Genomic DNA, 22,324 nt, shown 5'->3' on the forward strand with positions numbered 1-22,324 from the left:
GGTTGTACGTAATTTATTGAATGTCTTTAATCATATTTTTAGCAATGATCATTTGTTGGATCTGGGTAGTACCTTCATATAATCGGAATAATCTGACGTCACGATAGAACCTTTCTACGGCGTAATCTGAAATATAGCCTGCACCACCATGTATTTGCACCGCTTTATCAGCGACTCGGCCCACCATTTCTGTGGCAAACAATTTACAACATGAGGCCTCTGTGGTTATTTTGTGGCCTAGATCTTTTTGTCTTGCCGCATCAAGCACCATGCATTTAGCTGCGTAGGCTTCGGCCTTGCTATCCGCTAACATAACTTGGATCATTTGGTGTTCTGCAATGGGTTTACCAAATTGAGTTCTGTCTATTGCGTATCTTAGCGCATCATCAATTAAGCGTTCGGCAATACCAACACTTAAGGCGGAGATATGCAAACGCCCTCTGTCTAATACTTTCATTGATGTTATAAAACCCTTACCTGCAATTCCACCAATGATGTTTTGTGCAGGCACATGGCAATTTTCAAAAATCACATCGCAGGTATAAGAACCCTGCTGGCCCATTTTTTTATCTTTAGGGCCAAGTGTAATACCCGGCGTTGTTGCATCGACTATAAAGGCTGAGATGCCCTTAGCGCCTTTTATTGATGGGTCGGTTCGCGCCATCACGGTAAATGTGCCTGCTCTGGGAGCATTAGTAATATAGCGCTTGGTGCCGTTGATAATATATTCATCGCCTTTTTTGACTGCTGTCGTTTTGACTGCTGCGGCGTCAGAGCCAACGTCCGGCTCGGTTAAACAAAACGAGCCAATAAGCTCGCCCGACGCGTATTTAGGTAAGTAGTGTTGTTTTTGCTGCTCAGTGCCGTCAAATACAATAGCGGCAGAACCAATACCATTGTTAGTGCCAATGAGGGAGCGAAAGGCTGGAGATGTTCTACCTAACTCAATGGCCACTAGCACTTCTTCCTCCATGGTAAGGCCTAAGCCACCATACTCCTCTGGGATTGTCATGCCAAACAGACCCATATCTTTCATCTCTTGCACAATATCATCAGGAATCGCATCGTTTTCAGCCACTTCATTCTCTGCCGGGACTAAGCGCTCTTTGACAAATTTGGCAATACTGTGCAGAAATTGATTCAACATTTCTGTATCTCGAATCATTTTTAATCCTCACTGAAAGTGATCGTGTTCCGCACAGTGGAACAAAAAAGCCGCAAAATATCAAGGCGTATTTAAGCTTTATGACCGCAATTCTTTGCCAAGTTAAGCGTGATGTTCAATCAGACTTACCTGCAGTTTATTTGCCGCGGAAAAATCCTGTTATTGTAGATATTTAATGCCATAAATGGCTTGGGTAATCTGCGTATCAGGACTGTTATCGCAAAAAATATTTTTATCTTATTGGTTGCTGCGGTTATTGGTTTTTTGTAACAGGGTTGTTTTTTCAATCAAAATACCTTGCACAATCCTTATAAAAAACAAGGGATTTGCTAGCTGAGATGCACTTGGATTATTAAGTGATTGTTTGCACGAACACAGGCACATAATCTTACTTTGAAGAGCTTGTGAAATAGGGCCTTGATAAATACTTGACAGACAGTTCAATACTGAGATGCAATCACACTATTTTAAAATCGGGATATTGATAAAGAGTATCTGAAAATATCACCATGCAAAAAAATTATAAAAACACAAGCAGTCGAAAAATACACTAGTACAACAAGGCGTATTTTCAAACCAATAGATAAATCTGTTTAAAGGGCAGGGTGGATTATTGAGGTCAAAGCAATTACTTAAGCCCATTGTCAGCTAAAAAGACTTCATGTTTTAGGGTGGAGAATTGACTGAGATCGAGGGTTGATTTACCTAAGCCAGTGGCGTTTAGTAGGGATTTAATTAAATACTTGTTAAAAGCACTATTATTAGCGTCTAGTAAGTAGTCTTGGGGCAATATCCATTTAGCATCATCAACCTCGTGGGTATCTTGAATATTGATTTGCGTTGATAGGGGCACTAACTTACACACTATGTAAATATTGGATTTACCAAATCGATATGGGTGAGTACTGGCCATGCCTAATACGGTGCTGAAGGTAGTTTGAATACCGGTTTCTTCGAGTACTTCTCGGATCACAGCATCTTCAATTGTTTCACCCAATTCAATGTGGCCACCGGGTAACTTGTAGGTAGTTGCTCCGTGTTCGCGGATCACTAATATTTCGCCGTGTGAATTTTGCACTAAACCACCGGCGCCAAGTGAATGAGTGGGCACAAAAGGAACAAAATCTTGTGCTTGTGACTTAAAAATTAAAGTGACTTCAGTAGGCAGACAGTTGTGAAAAGTAAAACCTTGTGAGGTAGCTATTGCGATAAAATGGGCTAAATCAATGGATAATGTTAACCAAATAACGGCCTTTTTTTGCAGCTTTGCATGATCCAATAAGGCGCTTAGTTCTGCTAAGAATACATCGATGTCTGCAGGAAGTTGGGCACTGTTGACGATGATACCGTTAAATTTGTTGTATTCAAATGCTAACAAAATTTCTCACTTATATTTAAAAACACGTCGCTTTTTGCGGGCTTAGAGGACTAGGGCTAACTTACAGAGCCGCGAAGCACTATTAATCGTGCAGTATTCTAAAGTAATTGTAACTTGTAAACAGCTAATGTTATCTAGTGGCTCTGCTTATTGAGTGCAAACTGGACTCAAATAATTGAGTTGGGTCGAACGTGTTGATGACAGAGTAAATTTCTCAGCTAGCTCAATTTGATAAGGTATTTGTGACCAGACTAAATATAGTTGTAGCTGAATCAGAGATAATCAGTGTTTAGTTTTTTTGAATTAAGGCCTAATTTTACTGGGAGAACGACCAACGATAATTGCGATAAGTGCTAGGTGATACGCCAGTCCAGTGTTTGAAAGCGCGAGAGAAAGTTGCCATTTCAGTAAAGCCAACCGCTATACTTATTTGCGCTATGGACAAGCTGGGTTGTTCAAAAAGGCTGATGGCCTTATCTCGTCTAACATTATCTTTTAATTGTTGAAATCGACTACCTTCTGCAATTAATTTTCGACGCAAAGTTCGTGAGGTCATATTGAGCTTTGCTGCTAGCATTTCTAGATTGGATTCCTTATCCAATACCGCATTCTCTAATAGTCGCAGTACTTTCGCACTATACGTGTCGTAATAAGATTGTTTTTTAAACCATTGCAAGGGCACCTGGTTTAGGTACTCCACTAATTCAGCTTGCTCTCGAACTACAGGCAGATGCAAATATTTTGTATCAAACACCAATGCATTATTTCTGCATTGATACATACATGGGCAGGGATACATTAATCTGTATTCCTCATAATGTGTTGGTTTTGCATGTTGCATTTCGACTTTGACCAATGGAACAACCTGTCCGACTAACCAGCTAGAAAATCGATGACAAATCAAAAGAATTAGTTCGCTGAGTAAACTGTTGGGTGAGGAATGTTGGGTGTTTGATTTAAAGTTGGCGTTGAGGCTAACCACAACGAGACTATTTATTTTTTTAATTTCAAAGCGCAACTGATCGCCGGTTAGATTGTAAAAATCGGCGCTATGAGTGAAGACTTCCGCCAGTGTTTTACAGGCAATCAAGCGTTCAGCTAATAATCTAAACATACCCACTTTTATTTTATTTTGGGTGTAGCCTAAAAGTTCATCACCACTTAATTGCCAACAACTTTTGATAATACTCGCCAATTGTGTGGGCAATACTCTTGATTTTGCTTGTTCTAACTGTGCGGGCCTTAAATCGGCGCGTGCTAACAATAGTTGTTCATTTGCGCCCAGTAAAACAGCATTGCTCAGATGCGTTCGAGCAAAATAACTGGCAATGGTATACTGATTTACAAAACTATTTTTAAGTGTCACTTTTGTCCGCTTTTAACAAAATATTTGTTTATTTAAGCATTTAATAGCTATTAATTAAATAAATTTGTCCGGATTTGCTAAGTAAATGACTTTATTTCTCATTGCTTGTGAACATTTCTTTATCAATAATTCTTCATGATTATGCTTATTTTATAATGAAGTAGTTCAAGTTTTCTGTCTCTCGTTTTTCTCGTGACACGCGCTTTAAGGCTCACTGCACTGGCATGTCAGAAATGATAAAAGAAGTCATATAACTTGGTAGTTTAGGCCGATGAACAGGCAAAGCAAAATGACATTAACATTTTTACTATTGGAAATATTATGACTATCCCAGTTGAGTTTCAACATCGTTTACGCCTGCCACTTATCGCATCGCCCATGTTTATCGCCAGTGGCATTGAGCTTGTTATTGAAAGTTGCAAAGCAGGGATAGTGGGCACTTTTCCTGCGCTGAATCAACGAACGAGCGAAGGCTTTGAAGCTTGGTTAATTGAAATCCAATCGCGCTTATCTGGCTGGGAAAAACAAACAGGTACCAAGGCTGCGCCTTTTGGTGTGAACCTAATTGTGCATCGCAGTAATCCGCGCTGGCAAGCCGATTTGGCTATTTGTATTAAGCACAAAGTTCCTTTAATCATTACTTCTTTAGGGGCGGTGGCTGATCTGGTTGATGCAGTGCATGCTTATGGTGGATTAGTCTTTCATGACGTGGTGAATGCCCGTCACGGTAAAAAAGCAGCAGCAGCCGGAGTAGATGGCCTAATCGCTGTTTGTAATGGTGCTGGAGGTCACGCTGGTAATACAAATCCATTTGCACTGGTAGCAGAAATCAGACAATTTTTTGCCAAGACGTTAATACTTGCCGGCAGTTTATCCAGTGGTAGCGATGTGGCAGCAGCTCAAATGATGGGTGCGGATATGGCTTATATGGGAACGCGTTTTCTCGCTACCGTAGAGGCTAATATCTCACAGGATTATCAAACTTTGATTGTTAACAGTACTGCCAACGATATTTTGTATACACCTAAAATATCAGGGGTAAACGCCAACTTCATTCGTCAAAGTATTGTCGATGCAGGTATCGACCCTGAAGACTTGAGGCCTAAATCTGAATTGGACTTTGGTGCTGAATTGGATATTGATGACAAACCACAAACAGGAGAGAAAAAAGCATGGCGTGATATCTGGTCGGCCGGACAAGGTGTAGGCTCGATCGATAAAGTGCTCAGCACAAAAGAATTAGTCGAGCAACTTGTCAATGAATATCATGCAGCCATTGCCAGTCACCAGATACAATATACAAGTGAATCTGCAAAATCTACTAGCTGATTTACACATATCTAACACAAGGGTAGGAAGTCGAAATATGCAATACAAGACCATTGATTATCAGGTACAGGATCTCATTTTAACTTTGAGTTTAAATCGACCTGAGCAGATGAATGCATTTACTGTAGAGATGGCAAATGAATTGGTGCATGCCTTTAAGCGCGCTAGTGAAGACGATGAAGTCAGCGTCATCGTTGTCACTGGCAATGGTCGTGCATTTTGCGCAGGCATGGATCTTACCCGAGAAGGAAATGTTTTTGGTTTAGATGAAAGTAAAAAACCAAGTCTAGCAGATATGCAGTCTAGCGAGACTATTCCTGGGGTTAGTGATACCGGCGGTACGGTTAACCTAAGTATTTATGATTGTAAAAAACCGGTGATTGCTGCCATCAACGGCGCTGCGGTAGGTGTTGGTGCAACCATGTTGGCGGCGATGGATATCCGTTTGGCGTCAGAAAAAGCAAAAATAGGTTTTGTATTTGAAAAAATTGGCATAACCCCAGAAGCATGCTCAAGCTGGTTTCTACCCAGAATAGTCGGTATTAGCCAAGCGCTTGAGTGGGTATACACCGGTGAAATATTTGATGCGCAAAAAGCGCAAGAAAGTGGTTTTGTGCGCTCAGTCCATACTCCTGAGGATTTAATGGAAGCGGCCTATACACTGGCGCGCAGCATATCCAAAAAATCCCAAGTGAGTATCACACTGGCACGACAAATGATGCTCAGACTCTCAGCTGCGCAAACACCGAGAGAAGCTCACAACATTGATTCCTTGGCTATATTCTATGCTAGTCAATTGGATGGTAAGGAAGGTGTGAAATCTTTTCTTGAGAAACGAGAGCCTAATTTCAGTTCAAAATCATCCACTGACATGCCCAGCTTTTACCCTTGGTGGGATTAACTTTTTTAGCGCTAGGCTATTTTTAGCTACCGCTTAAAAGCGGGCTAGTTGATGTTGTTGAAATGTTAACCAGCTCTTTATTATTTATTAAGTTACATTAATCGAGACAATAAATGCCCATATCAGTAAAAGGTCAGTGTGATCCAAAATTTGCCGAGCTACAGGCTCAATTCGAACGTAACTTTTCCGACAGAGGTGAATCTGGTGCCTCGGTTTGTCTCAGTGTGAATGGTGAGACTATGGTGGACCTATGGGGTGGGGTGGCTAATCGAGAAACGGGCGCGCTCTGGGAGCGGGATACGGTATCTATTGTATTTTCATGCACCAAAGCAGCTACTGCACTGTGCGCGCATATTTTAATTGATAGGGGACAGCTTGATTTGAATGCCTTGGTCACCGATTATTGGCCTGATTATGGCAAACATGGAAAGCATAACACCACTGTGGCGATGATGCTTAATCATGAAAGTGGTGTGCCCGCATTCCGTGAGCCGATAAAACCGGGTGGTTTTTTTGATTGGAACTATATGATTTCTCGCTTGGAAGATGAGGTGCCATTTTGGGAGCCTGGCACTCGCAATGGCTATCACATGTTGAGTTTTGGTTGGACTGTGGGAGAACTAGTGCGCAGAGTCTCTGGCAAATCCCTAGGTGCATTTTTTGCTGATGAAGTGGCAAATCCAACAGGCGCTGATTTCTGGATTGGTATTCCAGAGGATTTTGATCGAATCATCGCTCCAATGATTCCATATTCACCCAATCCTAATGATTTACTGTCTGATTTTACGGCTAAACTGATCAGCGATCCTAGCTCCGTCCAAGCTTTGTCATTTCTCAATAATGGGGGCTGGAAAGCCGATAATCCGGCAGGTTATCGCGCACAAATAGGTGGTGCGGGTGGGATTTCCAATGCCCGCGGTCAAGTGGCGATGTATGAACCATTGGCTAACAATGACGGTCGTCTGGTTTCCTCTGAGAGGCTAAAAAATATGAGCATGGTGACCACTGCAACGCAACAAGACTTTACCCTATTAGTGCCCACGCGTTTTAGTTCGGGCTTTATGAAGTCTGTCGATAATCGACTCTTACGCACGGTGGCAAATCGCCAGTCCTGTATTCTTGGTGATCAAGCTTTTGGCCACGTTGGTGCTGGAGGTTCTATTGGTTTCGCAGATCCAGAATGTGGTTTGGCTTTCAGCTATACCATGACACAAATGGGCAGTGGCCTATTACTTAACGAACGCGGCCAGAGCTTAGTTGATGCTGCCTATCTTGCTTTGGGTTACAAAAATAACAAAGCGGGAGTCTGGATAAAATAATCAGCCATCAAGCAGAGTAAACAATGCACCTTTGTCAGAATCTTTGCGCTATGTTTCGATTCTGGCGAATACTTTTTATCAGTTCAAGGTCTATAAATAAAATGTATCAATAATTAACGCTTGCTGACTTTTTTGCTCTGGCACTGCGGCTTAGAATTCAAGTGTTAGTCTGCTGTAGGATAACTTCTACTTTTTAACATCCCACTAAAACAAGCTAATGTTAACAGTACTGAGACACGGCATAGACCATTCCATTTGAATCTCATATTAAGGGGAAGAATTCCAATGATACGAGCACCGATGAGTACGTCAACGGAGTTTAAGCCAGTGGCCATTATGGCTATTATTTTTGTGGTTAAATCTAGTTTTTTCATTGGTGTTAAGTAAACAGTACCAACATGCTTGCAGCTATTTGAACGGTAGGCTGATAAGCGGTCCATTTTGTAATGAGTGTCGAAAAAAATAATCACTAAGCACAGGGAGATAGCCAAGGATAGGCAGTCTTCATTGATGGATTTACTAATTTTATAGAGTACATTTAATAGTATTCTTAAATACTTGCAAAATGAAATTCCGCATTGCAGAATATCTGCGCTGTTTTTATGCGATATTTGTAGTGTAGTAGATAATGATAACTTGTATTTGACTGAGTGATTAATGTCCAAACCAACAGAATTAGAGTTATTGGCTGATTTAGAAAAAATAAGCTACCAAAACCGCTATCAGTGTAAAACAACATACGATGTGTTTTGCCATGCAGCAGATGAATATTCTACTGACTTAGCCATAGCTGAACATGTCTGTGCTACTCGTAATGAAATAGCCAAAGAACTCACTTTTACTGCTTTAGCCAAAAAAATCAATCAAACAGCCACGCTGTACCAATCACTAGGTGTTAAGCGTAGTGATGTTATTTCTATATTATTACCCAACTTAACTGAAACTCATCTTAGTCTATGGGCAGCGCAGGCAGTAGGCATTGCCAACCCTATCAACTATCTTTTGCAAGTTGAGCACATTGTTGAAATATTGAATGAGGTCAAAGCAAAAGTATTAGTCACTGTTTCTCTGGATGATGCCACTGAATTAGGTAAGAAAGTGCATGAGATCATTGAACGAGTGCCATCCCTTGAGCATCTGCTTGTACTTGATAATGGGTTTACGCCGAACACAGGTAAAACAGTCACCATCACTGATTTTAATTCTGCTATAGCTAATCAACCCAGTGCAAGGCTAGCGCAATGTTCTCAGCCAAAGGGGGAGGATATTGCCATGTACTTTCATACTGGCGGAACCACAGGGCGCCCTAAAATAGCCAAACTATCTCACGGTAATATTAGTTTTGTGGTGCAAGTATATGCCGGCTTTAATGTTTTTCATGGTAAATCTGCGGTATTAAATGCCTTACCCTTATTTCACGTGTTTGGTGTGATTGCCGCGAGTTTGTCAATGTTCATTGTGGGTCGCACCGTGGTTATTATGACCCCAGAAGGATTTAGAAATCCTAATACAGTCAAAAACTGGTGGTATTTTGTAAACAGATATCAAGTCTGTTGGTTTCCTACGGTACCTACCATCATGTCAGTTTTGCTGCAGCAAGAAGATGAAAAAATTGATTTAACATGTTTTAAACATGCTGGCTCTGGATCGGCGCCTTTACCTATTGAACTTAAATTATCGTTTCAACGCCGATTCAATTGTAACGTAACTAATGGTTACGGCATGACAGAGTCAGCCTGTTTAATTGCGAGAGTTTTGCCTGGCTACGATGTCAGTGGGGTGTCAGTGGGCAATGGCATACCATACAGTCGCGTAATTGCTGCACAAGTGATCGATAATAAAATTAGCCGTATTTGCGCACCTAATGAATCTGGCATTATTTTAGTAAAAGGTCCTAATATTTTTCAGGGCTACCTAAATCCAAGTGATAATGATGGGGCATGGGTCGAGGATGGTTGGTTTAATACCGGCGACTTAGGCGTGATCAATACCTTAGGCCATATTCAGCTGACGGGTCGGGCCAAGGATTTGATTATCCGAGGCGGGCATAATATTGATCCGCAGATCATTGAAGATGCATTAATGACGCATGCTAACGTTATTCGCTCGGTGGCTATTGGTCAACCTGATGTGCATTCAGGCGAGATACCTATTGCCTATGTGGTGGTAAAAGACAAACAGCAAACTTCGGCATCTGAATTACTTGATTATTGTCAAAAGACTATTAGTGAAAGAGCCGCCATTCCTAAACGAATCGAGCTAGTGGATAGCATACCGCTAACGGCTGTGGGCAAAGTGTTTAAACCACTGTTGCGTAATAAAGCAACAGAATTTAGCGTCACTGCCTTATTAAAAATACATAATATCACTGCCCAGGTTGAAGCAGAATTTGTCCCGGAAAAAGGGCAGGTTGTGCATATCCACTTATCTAGTGTCAAAGACCAGCAGAAAGTCTCGAGTTTACTGGTCGCTTTTCCAGCCTTAATTAATTACCCAAACCCATAAGGAAACATTATGCAAGATGCCTATATATATGATGCCGCAAGAACAGCATTTGGAAGACATGCAGGCATTTTATCTTCTATTCGACCCGATGATATGCTGGCTCACCTTATTAAAACACTAGTACAACGCAACAACTTTGATTTAAGTCTTTATGAAGATGTGATCGCTGGTAATACTAACCAAGCTGGTGAAGACAGCAGAAACGTAGCTCGCACTGCTGGACTATTGGCGGGTTTGCCGATTGAGACCGGTGGTATAACTGTTAATCGTTTGTGCGGTTCAAGCTTAGCCGCCGCCTTAGATGCCGCTCGGTGTGTTAAAGCCAGCGAAGGTCAATTATTTGTTGCTTGTGGTGTTGAGTCGATGAGTCGCGCACCCTTTGTGTTAGCCAAAGCCACTTCTGCTTTTGCCCGCCAGCAAGAAATGTTCGATTCCACTATGGGTGCACGTTTCACTAACCCTGAAGTAATTAAACAGTTTGGTGCTGACTCTATGCCTGAAACAGCAGACAACATTGCCAGTGATTTAAATATTAGTAGACAAGCAAGTGATATATTTGCAGCCGCATCGCAAGCTAAATACGAAGCGGCGCGAGTAGCGGGGTATTTTGACGATGAAATCATTCCTATTGAAGTGTCACAAGGCCGCAAGAAACCAGCACTTATTGTCACCGCTGATGAACATCCACGTCCGGCTTCTACACTAGAAGCTTTAGGTAATTTGCGACCCTTGTTTGATGGTGTTGTAACGGCGGGTAATGCTTCAGGCATTAACGATGGTGCATCAGCGATGATTATTGGGAATAAAGACGTCGGTGAAAAATTTGGCGTTAAACCTCGTGGGAGAATTCTTGCTGGTGCCATTGCCGGTGTCCCGCCAAGAGTGATGGGTTTAGGACCCGTACCCGCTTCACAAAAAGCCCTAGCTAGAGCGGGCTTAACCCTAGCTGATATGGATGTATTAGAATTTAATGAAGCCTTTGCGGTGCAAGCTTTAGGCTGTATGAAACAACTGGGTATCGCTTTTGATGATCCTCGGGTTAATCCAAATGGCGGGGCGATTGCTATTGGTCATCCTTTGGGGGCTAGTGGTACGCGGATTATGCTGACAGCATTACGTCAATTAGAAAAAACCGGCGGTCGATATGCGCTCGCCACAATGTGTATCGGTATTGGGCAAGGTATCGCAGTGGTCATTGAGCGTGTTTAGCTCTACAGTGAATAACATTCTAAAAATAAGGAATTAGTTTATGTCAGTTGTTAGTTATCAATTAGACGGTGATATCGGTGTTATTCGTCTCAATAACCCACCGGTTAACGCGCTTTCCCATGCTTTACGTAGCGGTATTCAAGATGCGGTCATCCAAGCCAAATCGGATAGTTCCTTAGCCATAGTGCTTATATGTGAAGGGCGCACCTTTATTGCTGGGGCGGATATTTCTGAGTTTGGACAAACCCCGCAAGCGCCATCTTTGCCAGAGTTACTTGTTATCATTGAGGCATCACAAAAACCCATTATTGCGGCTATTCATGGCACTGCCCTTGGTGGTGGATTAGAAACCGCTTTGGCTTGTCACTATCGCTGTGCCTTGTCTAGTGCAGAAGTGGGCTTACCAGAAGTTAAATTAGGTTTGTTACCTGGTGCAGGTGGTACGCAAAGAGTGCCAAGATTAACAGGCGTTAAAGCCGCATTAGATTTAATGACCTCAGGCACGCCTATTGCAGCGGCTAAAGCATTCAGTATTGGTTTAATTGATAAAGTGGTTGAAGGTGATTTGCTTACTGGCGCAATAGATTTTGCCAGAGAGGTCATTGCTACAGGTGCCAAGCTTAAAAAAGTCAGTGAATTAAAGGTAGATAAAATAGGCATTACAGATGAGTTTTTTGCTGAATATAGAGCCTCATTGAAAAAACGTTATCGCGGACAAAAAGCCCCACAACGTATTGTTGAATGTGTAGAAGCGGCGTTAAATGAGCCCTTTAATAAAGGTTTAAAAGTTGAAAGACGTTTATTTGTAGAGTGCATGCAATCTTCCCAGTCTGCTGCTTTAAGGCATATGTTTTTTGCCCAAAGAAAGGCTGCAAAAATAGACGGTTTAGCCAAAGATACACCGCTAAAAGACATAAAACGAGTCGGTATTATTGGTGGCGGTACTATGGGGGGCGGCATTGCAATGAATTTTGCGAATGTGGGTATTCCGGTGACTTTGCTTGAAATAAACCAAGACGCATTGCAGCGCAGCAAAGATATTATTGCTAAAAATTACGCCATGACCGTGAGTAAAGGTAAGTTAAGTACCGAGCAAGCAACAACGCGTCAAGCCCTGATCACCGGTACCACTGATTATGCTGATTTATCGGATATGGATTTGGTGATTGAAGCAGTATTCGAAAGCCTCGAGATTAAAAAACAAGTTTTCAGCAAGCTCGATGCAGTGTGTAAACAGGGGGCTATTTTAGCCACTAACACCTCCTATCAAGATGTGAATTTAATTGCTCAGGCCACCTCTCGTCCGCAAGATGTGCTTGGTTTGCATTTTTTCAGCCCGGCTAATGTGATGAAATTACTTGAAATTGTGCGCGGCGAACATACTTCTGATCAAGCACTAGCCACCTGTATGTCCATGGCTAAAATCATTAATAAAGTGCCGGTCATGTCCCGTGTTTGTTACGGCTTTATTGGTAATCGTATGTTGCGCCAATATGCCCGCGAAGCACAACTATGTTTACTTGAAGGTGCATCACCCGATGATATAGACACAGTGATGCAAAACTTTGGCATGGCGATGGGGCCATTGGCCGTCAGTGATTTAGCTGGACTCGATATTGGTTACAAAGCCCGTGAAGGACTTACTGCTGAACAAAAAGGTGACGAGAGGACCTATTGTATTGCAGATGCGCTTTACAAAATGGGGCGCTTAGGACAAAAAACGGGGGCAGGTTACTACCGCTATGACCCACAAACACGGCAGCGCTACCTTGATCCTGTTGTAGAGCAAGTGATTGAAGAACAGGCCGAAAAATATGATGTTGAGCGCGAAGGGTTAACCGAGCACAGCATTTTAGCTCGATTAACCTTTGCCCTTATCAATGAGGGTTTTAAAATTCTCGAAGAAGGCATTGCTCAGCGTCCCAGTGACATTGATGTAGTCTATGTAAACGGTTATGGATTTCCTGCTTATCGCGGCGGCCCAATGCACTATGCAGATACCATTGGTTTAGAAAAAATATATCAAACAATTTGTGAATTTGGTGAAACCTACGGAGAAGAGTTTTGGCAACCAGCAGCCTTGTTAAAACAACTGGTTACAGAGGGTAAAACTCTGACTGAATGGGCCAATAGCTAAACCACTACAGAAGGAGTTATGGCGTTTTGCTGCCATAACTCTTTGTTTGATTCATTACTTCGACTATTTTCTAAGGAGCTAAGTTGTCAATTCCAAAAATCCTCCAGAATAAATTATATTTACCTGTTATCAGTGCGCCTTTGTTCATCATATCGGGACCAGAATTAGTTATTGCCCAATGTAAAGCGGGTATTGTCGGGTCTTTTCCAGCACTCAATGCTCGTCCACAGTCTTTACTTGGCGAATGGTTAACTACCATTAAAACTGAGCTAGTTAACTATCAGTCCGCTAACCCAAAGGCTATCGTTTCGCCCTATGCGGTTAATTTAATTGTGCATAAAAGCAATGACCGTTTAGAAGATGATGTGAATACCTGCATTGAATTTGAAGTGCCAATTATTATCACCAGTTTGCGAGCCTTGGATCCTGCATTAGTCGAGCGTATTCATGCTTATGGTGGCATTATTTTTCATGATGTTATTAATGTACGTCATGCCCAAAAAGCCATAGAGGCTGGCGTTGATGGTTTAGTATTAGTTTGTGCTGGCGCAGGTGGGCACGCAGGTACTTTAAGTCCGTTTGCCTTAGTCAGTGAAATTAAACAGTTTTTTATGGGTCCTATTGCCTTATCAGGTTCAATTGCAAATGGCGCCGCTATTCTGTCTGCTCAAGCATTAGGGGCTGACTTTGCTTATATAGGCACCCGTTTTATTGCCAGTAAAGAAGCCAATGCTGAACAAGAATATAAAAACATGTTAGTTGAAAGTAGCGCCAAAGATATTGTGTATAGCTCTTTATTTACCGGCGTGCATGGGAATTATCTCAAACCCAGTATTTCGAAAGCGGGCTTGGATCCTGATAACTTGGCCGAGGGTGATAAAAACAACATGAAATTTGGCTCTGAAGGGGGCAGCAAATCTAAGGCGTGGAAAGATATCTGGGGGGCAGGGCAAGGATTAGGCAGTATTGCTGATATTACCGATGTAGCGACTATCGTTAATCGCTTTAAAACAGAATACGATTCGGCGCTTTCTCGACTAAATAATTTAAATAAACAATAGTCTCAATCAACAGGTGCAGTCAATATGACATCTCAAACTAACATAGTCGTGCATAAAGATAATGGTGTTTTACACATTGGTATCCATCGCCCAGAGAAAAAAAATGCGATAACCAGTTTAATGTATACCGCCATGTCTAGTGCGTTAAAAGACAGTGTTTCTGATCAAAGTATAAAAGTTGTTTTAATACACGGCACTGAGGAGGTATTTTCAGCGGGTAACGACCTAAACGATTTTGACAGTCGCGATGTTAATCAACCTTCTCCCGCAGCGATTCTATTATATGAATTACATCACTACCCTAAGCCGATTGTTGGCGCTGTTTCTGGTATTGCGATTGGTATAGGCGTCACCATGTTGCTGCATTTTGATTTGGTTTATGCATCGGAAACAGTGTTTAAAATGCCTTTTGTCGATTTAGGCGTCTGCCCCGAAGGTGGTTCAAGCCTCCTTATTCCTCAGTTGGCCGGCCATCGTAAAGCTGCTGAGGTGTTGATGTTGGGCGATGCTTTTAACACTGAAGCCGCTATTAATATGGGCATAGTTAATCAGAAACTAGACAAGTCTGAAGTCTTTGACTTTGCTTTAAGCAAAGCTAAAGCCTTAGCACTCAAACCTCAAAATGCTCTGCTGACCACCAAAAGATTGCTCAAAGCTTCACAGCAGACACTGCTAACTAACATTATTGAAAATGAATTAGTGGTTTTTTCTGAGTTACTGCAAAGTGAAGAGTCTCAAGCTGCTAGAAAAAGAAAATAAGGGCTGAAAATGACTCCTTGGGCCAATAAAATAATGCCGCCATTTAATAATCATCTAGGCTTTGTGATTGAAGAATGGCAAGCAAACCATATTAAAATTAGCGCTGCATTAAAGCCTGAACATCTCAACCGTTCTGATATTCCACATGGTGGTTTTATTTCGGCCTTGGTCGATGCCGCCACAGCTCTGTCTGGTGCCTATAGTGATGATCCAACTGAGTATCGCAAAGCACTAACTTTATCACTAAACATCAATTATTTAGGGCAAGCACAATCCAACAAACTTTATGCTATTGGCAGAGTCACTGCTTCTGGTCGACATATTTATTACGGCTCTGCCGAGGTATATGATTCCTTGCATAATCTTATTGCATCAGGCCAAGGGGTATTCAGATATAGACAAGAGCATACTCAGGTTAACGCAGTCAATATTCAAACATAAAAGGTAATGGATTTTTTAAGCAAGCCAACACATCGAGAGTGTTATCAATTGCGGGCTAAGCAGTCACATAGTGCTCTGCACAACAAACAAAACAGTTGAGAGCTGATGGTCGGTTTTTTGCTGGTTTTAGTGGATATTAGCTGTTTTTGATTAACCCATTTAAGGTAAAAAAATTAGTTATAATTAGTCAACGACTTCCTTGCAGCACTATGTTTGTTAATGTAAAGTAAAAAAATTGTGGTGGTTCTTTTATTCCGCTAGGCGAAATATCAGTAACTCTAGTGAGAAGTTGAAAACAATGAAAATGATGAAACAATTTTTCAGAGCTGCAACATTAACAGCCATGACCTTGAGTACTATCCCTGCTTTTGCGGAAACGGTGCTTACCTATGGTGAGCCAGGTCCAAATAGAGGTGCTCGGGCTGGTGCAACTCAATGGTTTGCACAGGAAGTTGAAAAACGCTCTGGTGGTGATTTAAAAATTAACATTATGTGGGGCGGTGCTTTATTTAAGGCCAATGCTGCACGACAGTCTATTGCTGCGGGTGTAGTCGATTTAGGTACGATTATTCCGGATTATTTTCCAAAAGAAATGGTCTCCTTTTCACTGACTAACTTACCCTTTGAAAACCTAGATCCTTGGGTGGGACTAAAAGCCAACTTTGACCACATGACCTCCCCTGAAGTTACCCAAAATCTGGCCAAGCAAAATTTAGTCTTTGTTAGCTCATACATGCTTTCTAACGTAATTATGCTGTGTACAGGCGACGCTGTTCGTTCCCTTGAGGACATAAAAGATAAGAAAATCCGGGGTGTGGGGACCTTTGGTAAGATATTTGGTGATTTAGGGGCAAACTTAGTCAGTATGGATATTTATAAGGCATACCAAGGACTTGATAATGGTTTGCTCGATTGCAGCCAAGGTTATATGAACGCCTCACTTGCCCTCAAACACCATGAAGTCGCTGACAGCTTAACCAAACTCAATTGGGGAATTTACACCGGTTTGGGAATTTTTATTAATAAAGATGCGCTGGCGAGATTGAGTCAGTCTCAACAAAAGGTGCTAAATGAGGTTGGCGCGTCCTTTATTGATTACCTTGGTCAGAACGTACTGAAGTCTGATTTAGCTGCAGAGCAACGATTTACGCAAGGAATTGATGGTCGTAAGTTGGAGATGATTAGCCTTTCTCCTAGTGAATCAGCAAAGTTATATTCGGCGAGTCAATCACATATTAGTAAATGGCAAAAAGAAGCCATAAAAAGTGGCCTCGATGGAGAAGCCATGGTGAAAAGCTACCGAAGGTCCCTAACTAAATACAGCCAAGAACGCGACCTGGTCGGCTACCCTTGGACCCGTTAATTTAAGCCTATAGAGTGATTATTATGCTGAAAAAAATTGAGCAGGGGGCATTGATGATAGCTGGTGTGTGCATAGTCACTCTCGGTCTTATGATCACCCTAACGGTTGTTACGCGTAATCTATTTGGCTGGGCAGTGACCGACGATGTGGTTATTGTGCGAGAACTTATGGTGGGAGCTGTGTTTTTGCCCTTAGCCTACGTCACAGCTGAGTATAGTCATATTACCATCGAGTTTTTATTCAAACGCTTGGGCCAACATAAAAAATTATGGCTGTTAGCTATTGGTTCGCTAATAAGTCTATTAATTTTGCTGCCCCTTGTATTTTCCGCATGGCAAGGGTTTTTCCATGCCGCCAGCAGTGGTGCTTATTTTTTTGGCGAGTTGGAGCTGCCTGAATGGCCGGGTCGATTTGCCTTTTTTGCTGGGGCTGCGCTGTTTATTGTGCGTTTAGTCATTATATTTGTGGCGGATTTGCGTGCAGCTGTCTGTAGTAATACTGAATATCTTGTGCAGCGTACAGATGCTGAACACGATATTGTTGAAGAGGGTTAACCTGTGGATCCATTGATTCTTGGTCTCGTTGGGTTTGCCTGTGCCTTGCTGTTACTGGTATTGCGGGTGCCCATAGCATTCAGTTTGGCGGGTGTATCATCAGTATTTATATTATTATTTTTTGCCATGCGACACGGTGGTTTTGACATTGTCAGTGCAGTGGCACCTACTTTGTCGATGGTGTCATCCAATACCTTTGATTTGGTCCATTCTTATGACTTGAGTATGATTCCGCTATTCGTGCTGTTAGGTCATATCGCCTATCACACCGGGATCACCACTGATATTTATCATGCTGCGCGAGTTTGGCTGAAACGTTTGCCTGGCGGCGTGGCCATGGCATCTGTATTTGGCTGTGGTGGCTTTTCGGCTATTACCGGCTCCAGCATAGCTTGTGCATCGGCAATGGGCAAAATCTGCGTGCCAGAAATGCTACGCATGGGTTACGACAAGCGTCTGGCAACTTCGACTGTAGCGGTAGGTGGCACCTTAGGTTCGCTGATCCCGCCAAGTGTATTATTTATTGTGTACGGTATTTTTACCGAAATGTCAGTGAGTCGTCTCTTTTTGGCTGGTGTACTGCCTGGACTGTTATCTTTAGTCGGGTTTCTAGTGGTTATCTACTTGTGGGTAAAACGTCACCCAGAGGCTGCGCCAGTGGATGATTCAGTACTGGCTAAGGGAGATCGCCGCAAAGCGGCTATAAGGTGTTGGCCGGCACTATTGTTATTCACTATTATTATTGGCGGAATTTATGGTGGTTTGTTCACCGCCACCGAAGCCGCAGCGATCAGCGCATTTTCCGTAGTTCTGATAGGCACGGTGCAAAAGCGCCTTAATTGGCAGCAGTTTATCTTATCTATCAAGGAAACCTGCACTCAGACAACCTCTATCTTTTTTATTGCGGCCGGCGCTAAGATTTTTGTCGGCTTTGTGGCCCTAACTGGTATGGCTCCGGCCTTGGTTGAATTGGTAGAATCAGCAGATGTATCTCTGTGGCTGTTGTTGGTCATGATCGCAGCTATCTACTTTTTACTTGGTATGTTTTTAGATCCACTGGGCATTATGGTACTAACTTTACCCTTTCTGATCCCTATGGTAGATGGTTATGGATTAGACTTAATATGGTTTGGCGTGGTAGTGATAAAATTGCTTGAAATAAGTTTGATCACACCGCCGGTAGGATTAAATGTGTTTGTTATCGCCAGCGTGATTAAACCTTCGGTTGCGGTTTATGATATTTTTATGGGTGTTGCACGTTTTTTGATAATGGATATTTTAGTCCTGATTGCGATTATTGCCTTTCCAATACTGTCATTACTGCTGCCTAACGCAATGATGTGACGGCTGGTATTCACCATATGGTATTCGCCGTATGGTATTCCCCGTATGGTCACAATGCCAGCCACCGCAAATAAAGTCTAAATACTCATATCAAGATAGAGTATCAAAAGCGAATTAAGGTGGCTTCAATATTGCGCACCATACTCTTTAACTGCGGCGCCACTTCACTACTCAAAAATTCCTTGGATAATCTAAATGCGGGCCCACCGGCATTGAATACATAGATTTGCCCTTGAGTGAGTTTTAGGGGAACCGCAATTGCATTAGTATCCCGTTCCCAATCGCCCCAAGAATAGCAATATCCATATTCTTTATAGCTGGCCACGGCTTGTTCGACACCGGCTTTGATAGCCTCATATTTATCGCCTAATTTTTCTTTAAAATGGCGCATAAAAAATTCACGTTCCTCTTCAGACAGAGCCACCAAATAAGCTCGTCCAGCCGCTGTGGTTGCCATTGGAATTCTATCGCCAATATCCTTCTTAAAGGTGACAATATCTTTTGGGGCACAATGATCAACATAAATCATATCTAATCGGTCTCTGTCTGCCAGACCGATAGATGTTCCCGTTGCAATTGAAAGCTCTTTCATGACGGGGTTTGCTACTTGGCGAATCGCTAGGTTAGAAACAAAGGCATAACCCAATGCCAATACGCCGGCTCCAAGCTGATATTTTTCTAAGCGCTTTGAATAGGTAAGATAGCCCAAACTTGTTAGCGTGTAAGTTAAACGAGATATGCTTGATTTAGCCAATCCGGTCCGTTGGGCAATCTCTTGATTACCAAGAAATCCATCTCCGGGATTGAACGCCCGCAATATATCTAGTCCTCTGGCAAGTGCCTCGACAAACTTACGATCGACTTCCCTTTTTGTATCTCTTGGCATACCAGTCAGTGTATTCATTTTGAACTACTCAATTGTTTATCACACTCGGTGTACTGGCGGCAGATAACTGCCAATACATTTGTCGAAAATTATGACCATCATGATCCCATTATTTTCTATAAAAATAAACTTTATACCTTGGTTTAAATATAAACATTTACGGAATTATAAATAACGGCGGCTAAGGCTTCAGGCCAAATTAGCTTACCACAAATTTGCTGATTTGGCCTATTCCGCTGCGCTAGGGACGATAATATAACAAAAATAAGTTGATGTGTTTTAATGGTCCCTGAGTGAATTTTAGGATTAAAATCTTTCACAGTAGGGCTTATCACGACTAAGTAATTCACGCTCAACAGCAGTTAATTAAAGCTGATATTAACTCGCTAAGCTCAATCATTTAAGCTCAGGCCATGCAATCAACCATTGAACTTAAGTAAGTCATAAAGGCTTTACTGGCTTTAGAAAGGTTGTGATTTTTTTTCCAGGCTAAACTCAACTTAAATTCAATTTTTGGGGCAAAAGGTATGGCTGTCATGTGTGGTTCATTTTGTAAAATCCGCGATAAACAAGTGGTGATACCAACCTCGTTGCGAACTAAGGATTTTTGCAGCTCAATGAGATTAGTTTCTATGCGAATATCTAAAGGTATGTGATGTTTTTTTGAATATTGACTTATTACTTCTCGCAAAAAATAACCCTCATGAAATAATACTAGGGGCTGTTGGCAAAATTGCCCTAAGGATAATGTTTGCTCAAGCGCGAGGGGATTGGAGTTGGCCATGCCGGCCACTATTTCCTCATGAATAAGTTCAGTGTAACGCAGTTGCGAATTCTCTAAATCCCCTCGAACCAAGGCCAGATCAAGTTCGCCATTGAGTAGCATTTTTTCCAGAGCTGCGGTGCCTTGGTCCACTAAGTGTATTTTTATTTTTGGATGTTTTTGCTTAAATGCGGTCAAAACTTGCGGAAAGTAATAAGAGCCCATCATAGCGGAAACGCCAAAACGGATAGTGCCTCCTTCTAAATTTTTCAGTCCTTCCAGTTCTAATTCGACTTGCTTAACATGGCTTAATAACTGGGTTGCTATTTTATGCAGGACTTCACCTTCAGCGGTTAATAAGGAATTTTTTTCAGTACGATTAATTAACTTTAGTCCAACTTCTTGTTCTAGCTTTTGAATAGCAATGGTTAAGGCCGGTTGGGCTATACCTATTTTATGGGCTGCCCGAGTAAAGTTACCCAGCATGGCCAATTGACAAAAATACTCTAGACGCTTTAAATTTAGATGACTAAGCATGATAAATAAAAACTATGAAAATTATAAAAACTATATGTTATATATATTTATCTAATGAGTATAGAGTAGAGGAATAAATTGGATCATTACTCAATAACCGCATATAAACAGAGGCACTTTATGAGTCAAAAACATACTGCATTCAATTGGCAAGATCCCATGTTTCTGGATAGTCAATTGAGTGAAGAAGAGCGCATGATACGTGATACTGCTCATGATTATTGCCAACAAAAACTGATGCCACGTGTACTTGAGGCCAATAGGCACGAACGCTTTGACCGGGAGATCATGAATGAATTGGGTCAGTTAGGGCTGTTGGGGGCTACCTTACCTACTGAATATGGTGGCAGTGCTGTTAATTATGTGAGTTATGGCTTAATCGCTCGCGAAGTAGAGCGGGTAGACAGTGGTTATCGCAGCGCCATGAGTGTTCAATCTTCACTGGTTATGCACCCGATATACACTTATGGTTCTGAAGAACAACGCATGAAGTATTTACCCAAACTTGCCTCTGGTGAATGGGTGGGCTGTTTCGGTTTAACTGAGCCAAACTCAGGTAGCGATCCGGCATCAATGACCACTCACGCCAAAAAAGTGGACGGGGGTTATTGTGTAACAGGCAATAAAATGTGGATCACTAACTCACCCATAGCCGATGTTTTTGTTGTTTGGGCCAAACTTGACGGTAAAATTCGCGGTTTTGTACTTGAAAAAGGTATGCAAGGTTTATCTGCACCCAAAATAGAAGGTAAGTTTTCTTTACGCGCCTCTATTACGGGCGAAATTGTGATGGATAACGTTTTGGTGCCAGAAGAAAATATCTTTCCTGAGATTACAGGTTTAGCCGGACCTTTTGGTTGTTTAAATAAAGCCCGTTATGGAATTGCGTGGGGCTCAATGGGTGCAGCAGAATTTTGCTTTAATGCAGCTAGAACTTATACCCTAGATCGCGAGCAGTTTGGTCGCCCTTTGGCCGCGAATCAATTAATTCAGAAGAAACTTGCTGATATGGAAACTGAAATAGCACTTGGTTTACAGGGCTGTTTGCAAATGGGGCGTTTGATGGACATGAATCAATGCCCAGTTGAATTGATTTCACTAATGAAACGAAATAATTGTGGTAAGTCTTTAGATATTGCCCGTGTATCGCGGGATATGCATGGTGGTAATGGTATCAGTGATGAATATGGTGTCATTCGTCATGTAATGAATCTTGAAGCAGTCAATACCTACGAGGGAACACATGATGTTCATGCGCTAATTTTAGGTCGTGCAATCACTAATATTCAGGCTTTCTTCTAAAAATT

General features: G+C 42.0%; 18 protein-coding genes. 13 read left to right on the forward strand and 5 right to left on the reverse strand.

Annotated elements, in window-relative coordinates:
* Positions 1 to 13 precede the first annotated feature (13 nt).
* From ABKW31_RS20510 to ABKW31_RS20520, 3 genes are all read right to left on the reverse strand, one after another.
* Positions 14 to 1,165: an acyl-CoA dehydrogenase family protein gene (locus tag ABKW31_RS20510; RefSeq protein ID WP_348618472.1), complete on the reverse strand. Its 1,152-nt coding sequence runs from the start codon at positions 1,163 to 1,165 to the stop codon at positions 14 to 16.
* A 628-nt stretch (positions 1,166 to 1,793) separates the two neighbouring features.
* Positions 1,794 to 2,543, reverse strand: coding sequence for an NUDIX domain-containing protein (locus ABKW31_RS20515; protein WP_348618473.1), 750 nt, complete (start codon positions 2,541 to 2,543; stop codon positions 1,794 to 1,796).
* A gap of 316 nt (positions 2,544 to 2,859) precedes the next feature.
* On the reverse strand, positions 2,860 to 3,909 hold the full coding sequence (locus ABKW31_RS20520) for an AraC family transcriptional regulator ligand-binding domain-containing protein (RefSeq protein ID WP_348618475.1): 1,050 nt from the start codon (positions 3,907 to 3,909) through the stop codon (positions 2,860 to 2,862).
* A gap of 321 nt (positions 3,910 to 4,230) precedes the next feature.
* Here ABKW31_RS20520 and ABKW31_RS20525 point away from each other — a divergent pair, with 321 nt between their 5' ends.
* The 12 genes from ABKW31_RS20525 to ABKW31_RS20580 all read left to right on the forward strand — a co-directional run bounded on the left by ABKW31_RS20525 (position 4,231) and on the right by ABKW31_RS20580 (position 18,831).
* Positions 4,231 to 5,238 carry a nitronate monooxygenase family protein gene (locus ABKW31_RS20525; RefSeq protein ID WP_348618476.1) on the forward strand — a complete coding sequence of 336 codons (1,008 nt, stop codon included), beginning with the start codon at positions 4,231 to 4,233 and terminating at the stop codon, positions 5,236 to 5,238.
* 37 nt (positions 5,239 to 5,275) lie between these two features.
* A complete protein-coding gene (locus ABKW31_RS20530; protein ID WP_348618477.1) occupies positions 5,276 to 6,139 on the forward strand; it encodes a crotonase/enoyl-CoA hydratase family protein in 864 nt (287 codons plus the stop codon).
* A gap of 113 nt (positions 6,140 to 6,252) precedes the next feature.
* Positions 6,253 to 7,458 (forward strand): serine hydrolase domain-containing protein, encoded by a 1,206-nt coding sequence (locus tag ABKW31_RS20535; RefSeq protein ID WP_348618479.1) that lies wholly within the window; start codon positions 6,253 to 6,255, stop codon positions 7,456 to 7,458.
* A gap of 657 nt (positions 7,459 to 8,115) precedes the next feature.
* Complete coding sequence (locus tag ABKW31_RS20540) at positions 8,116 to 9,963, forward strand: AMP-binding protein (protein ID WP_348618480.1); 1,848 nt, start codon at positions 8,116 to 8,118, stop codon at positions 9,961 to 9,963.
* A 9-nt stretch (positions 9,964 to 9,972) separates the two neighbouring features.
* Positions 9,973 to 11,172 carry a 3-oxoadipyl-CoA thiolase gene (locus ABKW31_RS20545; protein WP_348618481.1) on the forward strand — a complete coding sequence of 400 codons (1,200 nt, stop codon included), beginning with the start codon at positions 9,973 to 9,975 and terminating at the stop codon, positions 11,170 to 11,172.
* Positions 11,173 to 11,212: 40 nt separating this feature from the next.
* Positions 11,213 to 13,309 carry a 3-hydroxyacyl-CoA dehydrogenase NAD-binding domain-containing protein gene (locus ABKW31_RS20550; protein ID WP_348618482.1) on the forward strand — a complete coding sequence of 699 codons (2,097 nt, stop codon included), beginning with the start codon at positions 11,213 to 11,215 and terminating at the stop codon, positions 13,307 to 13,309.
* Between the two features lie 83 nt (positions 13,310 to 13,392).
* Complete coding sequence (locus ABKW31_RS20555) at positions 13,393 to 14,370, forward strand: nitronate monooxygenase family protein (RefSeq protein ID WP_348618483.1); 978 nt, start codon at positions 13,393 to 13,395, stop codon at positions 14,368 to 14,370.
* 24 nt (positions 14,371 to 14,394) lie between these two features.
* Positions 14,395 to 15,129 carry an enoyl-CoA hydratase-related protein gene (locus ABKW31_RS20560; RefSeq protein WP_348618485.1) on the forward strand — a complete coding sequence of 245 codons (735 nt, stop codon included), beginning with the start codon at positions 14,395 to 14,397 and terminating at the stop codon, positions 15,127 to 15,129.
* A gap of 9 nt (positions 15,130 to 15,138) precedes the next feature.
* Positions 15,139 to 15,570, forward strand: a complete 432-nt coding sequence (locus ABKW31_RS20565; protein ID WP_348618486.1) for a PaaI family thioesterase — start codon at positions 15,139 to 15,141, stop codon at positions 15,568 to 15,570.
* Between the two features lie 298 nt (positions 15,571 to 15,868).
* Complete coding sequence (locus ABKW31_RS20570) at positions 15,869 to 16,933, forward strand: C4-dicarboxylate TRAP transporter substrate-binding protein (RefSeq protein ID WP_348618487.1); 1,065 nt, start codon at positions 15,869 to 15,871, stop codon at positions 16,931 to 16,933.
* Between the two features lie 23 nt (positions 16,934 to 16,956).
* Positions 16,957 to 17,487 carry a TRAP transporter small permease subunit gene (locus tag ABKW31_RS20575; protein ID WP_348618488.1) on the forward strand — a complete coding sequence of 177 codons (531 nt, stop codon included), beginning with the start codon at positions 16,957 to 16,959 and terminating at the stop codon, positions 17,485 to 17,487.
* 3 nt (positions 17,488 to 17,490) lie between these two features.
* A complete protein-coding gene (locus tag ABKW31_RS20580) occupies positions 17,491 to 18,831 on the forward strand; it encodes a TRAP transporter large permease (protein ID WP_348618490.1) in 1,341 nt (446 codons plus the stop codon).
* A gap of 103 nt (positions 18,832 to 18,934) precedes the next feature.
* On the opposite strand, the gene ABKW31_RS20585 is transcribed toward ABKW31_RS20580, so the two are convergent.
* The gene (locus ABKW31_RS20585) at positions 18,935 to 19,735 is read right to left on the reverse strand and encodes an IclR family transcriptional regulator (RefSeq protein WP_348618491.1); all 801 of its coding nucleotides are present in this window, start codon (positions 19,733 to 19,735) and stop codon (positions 18,935 to 18,937) included.
* Positions 19,736 to 20,123: 388 nt separating this feature from the next.
* Positions 20,124 to 21,017, reverse strand: coding sequence for a LysR family transcriptional regulator (locus ABKW31_RS20590; protein ID WP_348618492.1), 894 nt, complete (start codon positions 21,015 to 21,017; stop codon positions 20,124 to 20,126).
* Positions 21,018 to 21,137: 120 nt separating this feature from the next.
* Between ABKW31_RS20590 and ABKW31_RS20595 the strand changes: the two genes are divergently transcribed.
* Entirely contained in the window at positions 21,138 to 22,319 is a 1,182-nt protein-coding gene (locus ABKW31_RS20595) for an acyl-CoA dehydrogenase (RefSeq protein WP_348618493.1), read from the forward strand.
* Positions 22,320 to 22,324 lie beyond the last annotated feature (5 nt).

Origin of the sequence: Paraglaciecola sp. 25GB23A, from assembly GCF_040012495.1 — a bacterium.
Taxonomy (GTDB): domain Bacteria; phylum Pseudomonadota; class Gammaproteobacteria; order Enterobacterales; family Alteromonadaceae; genus Paraglaciecola.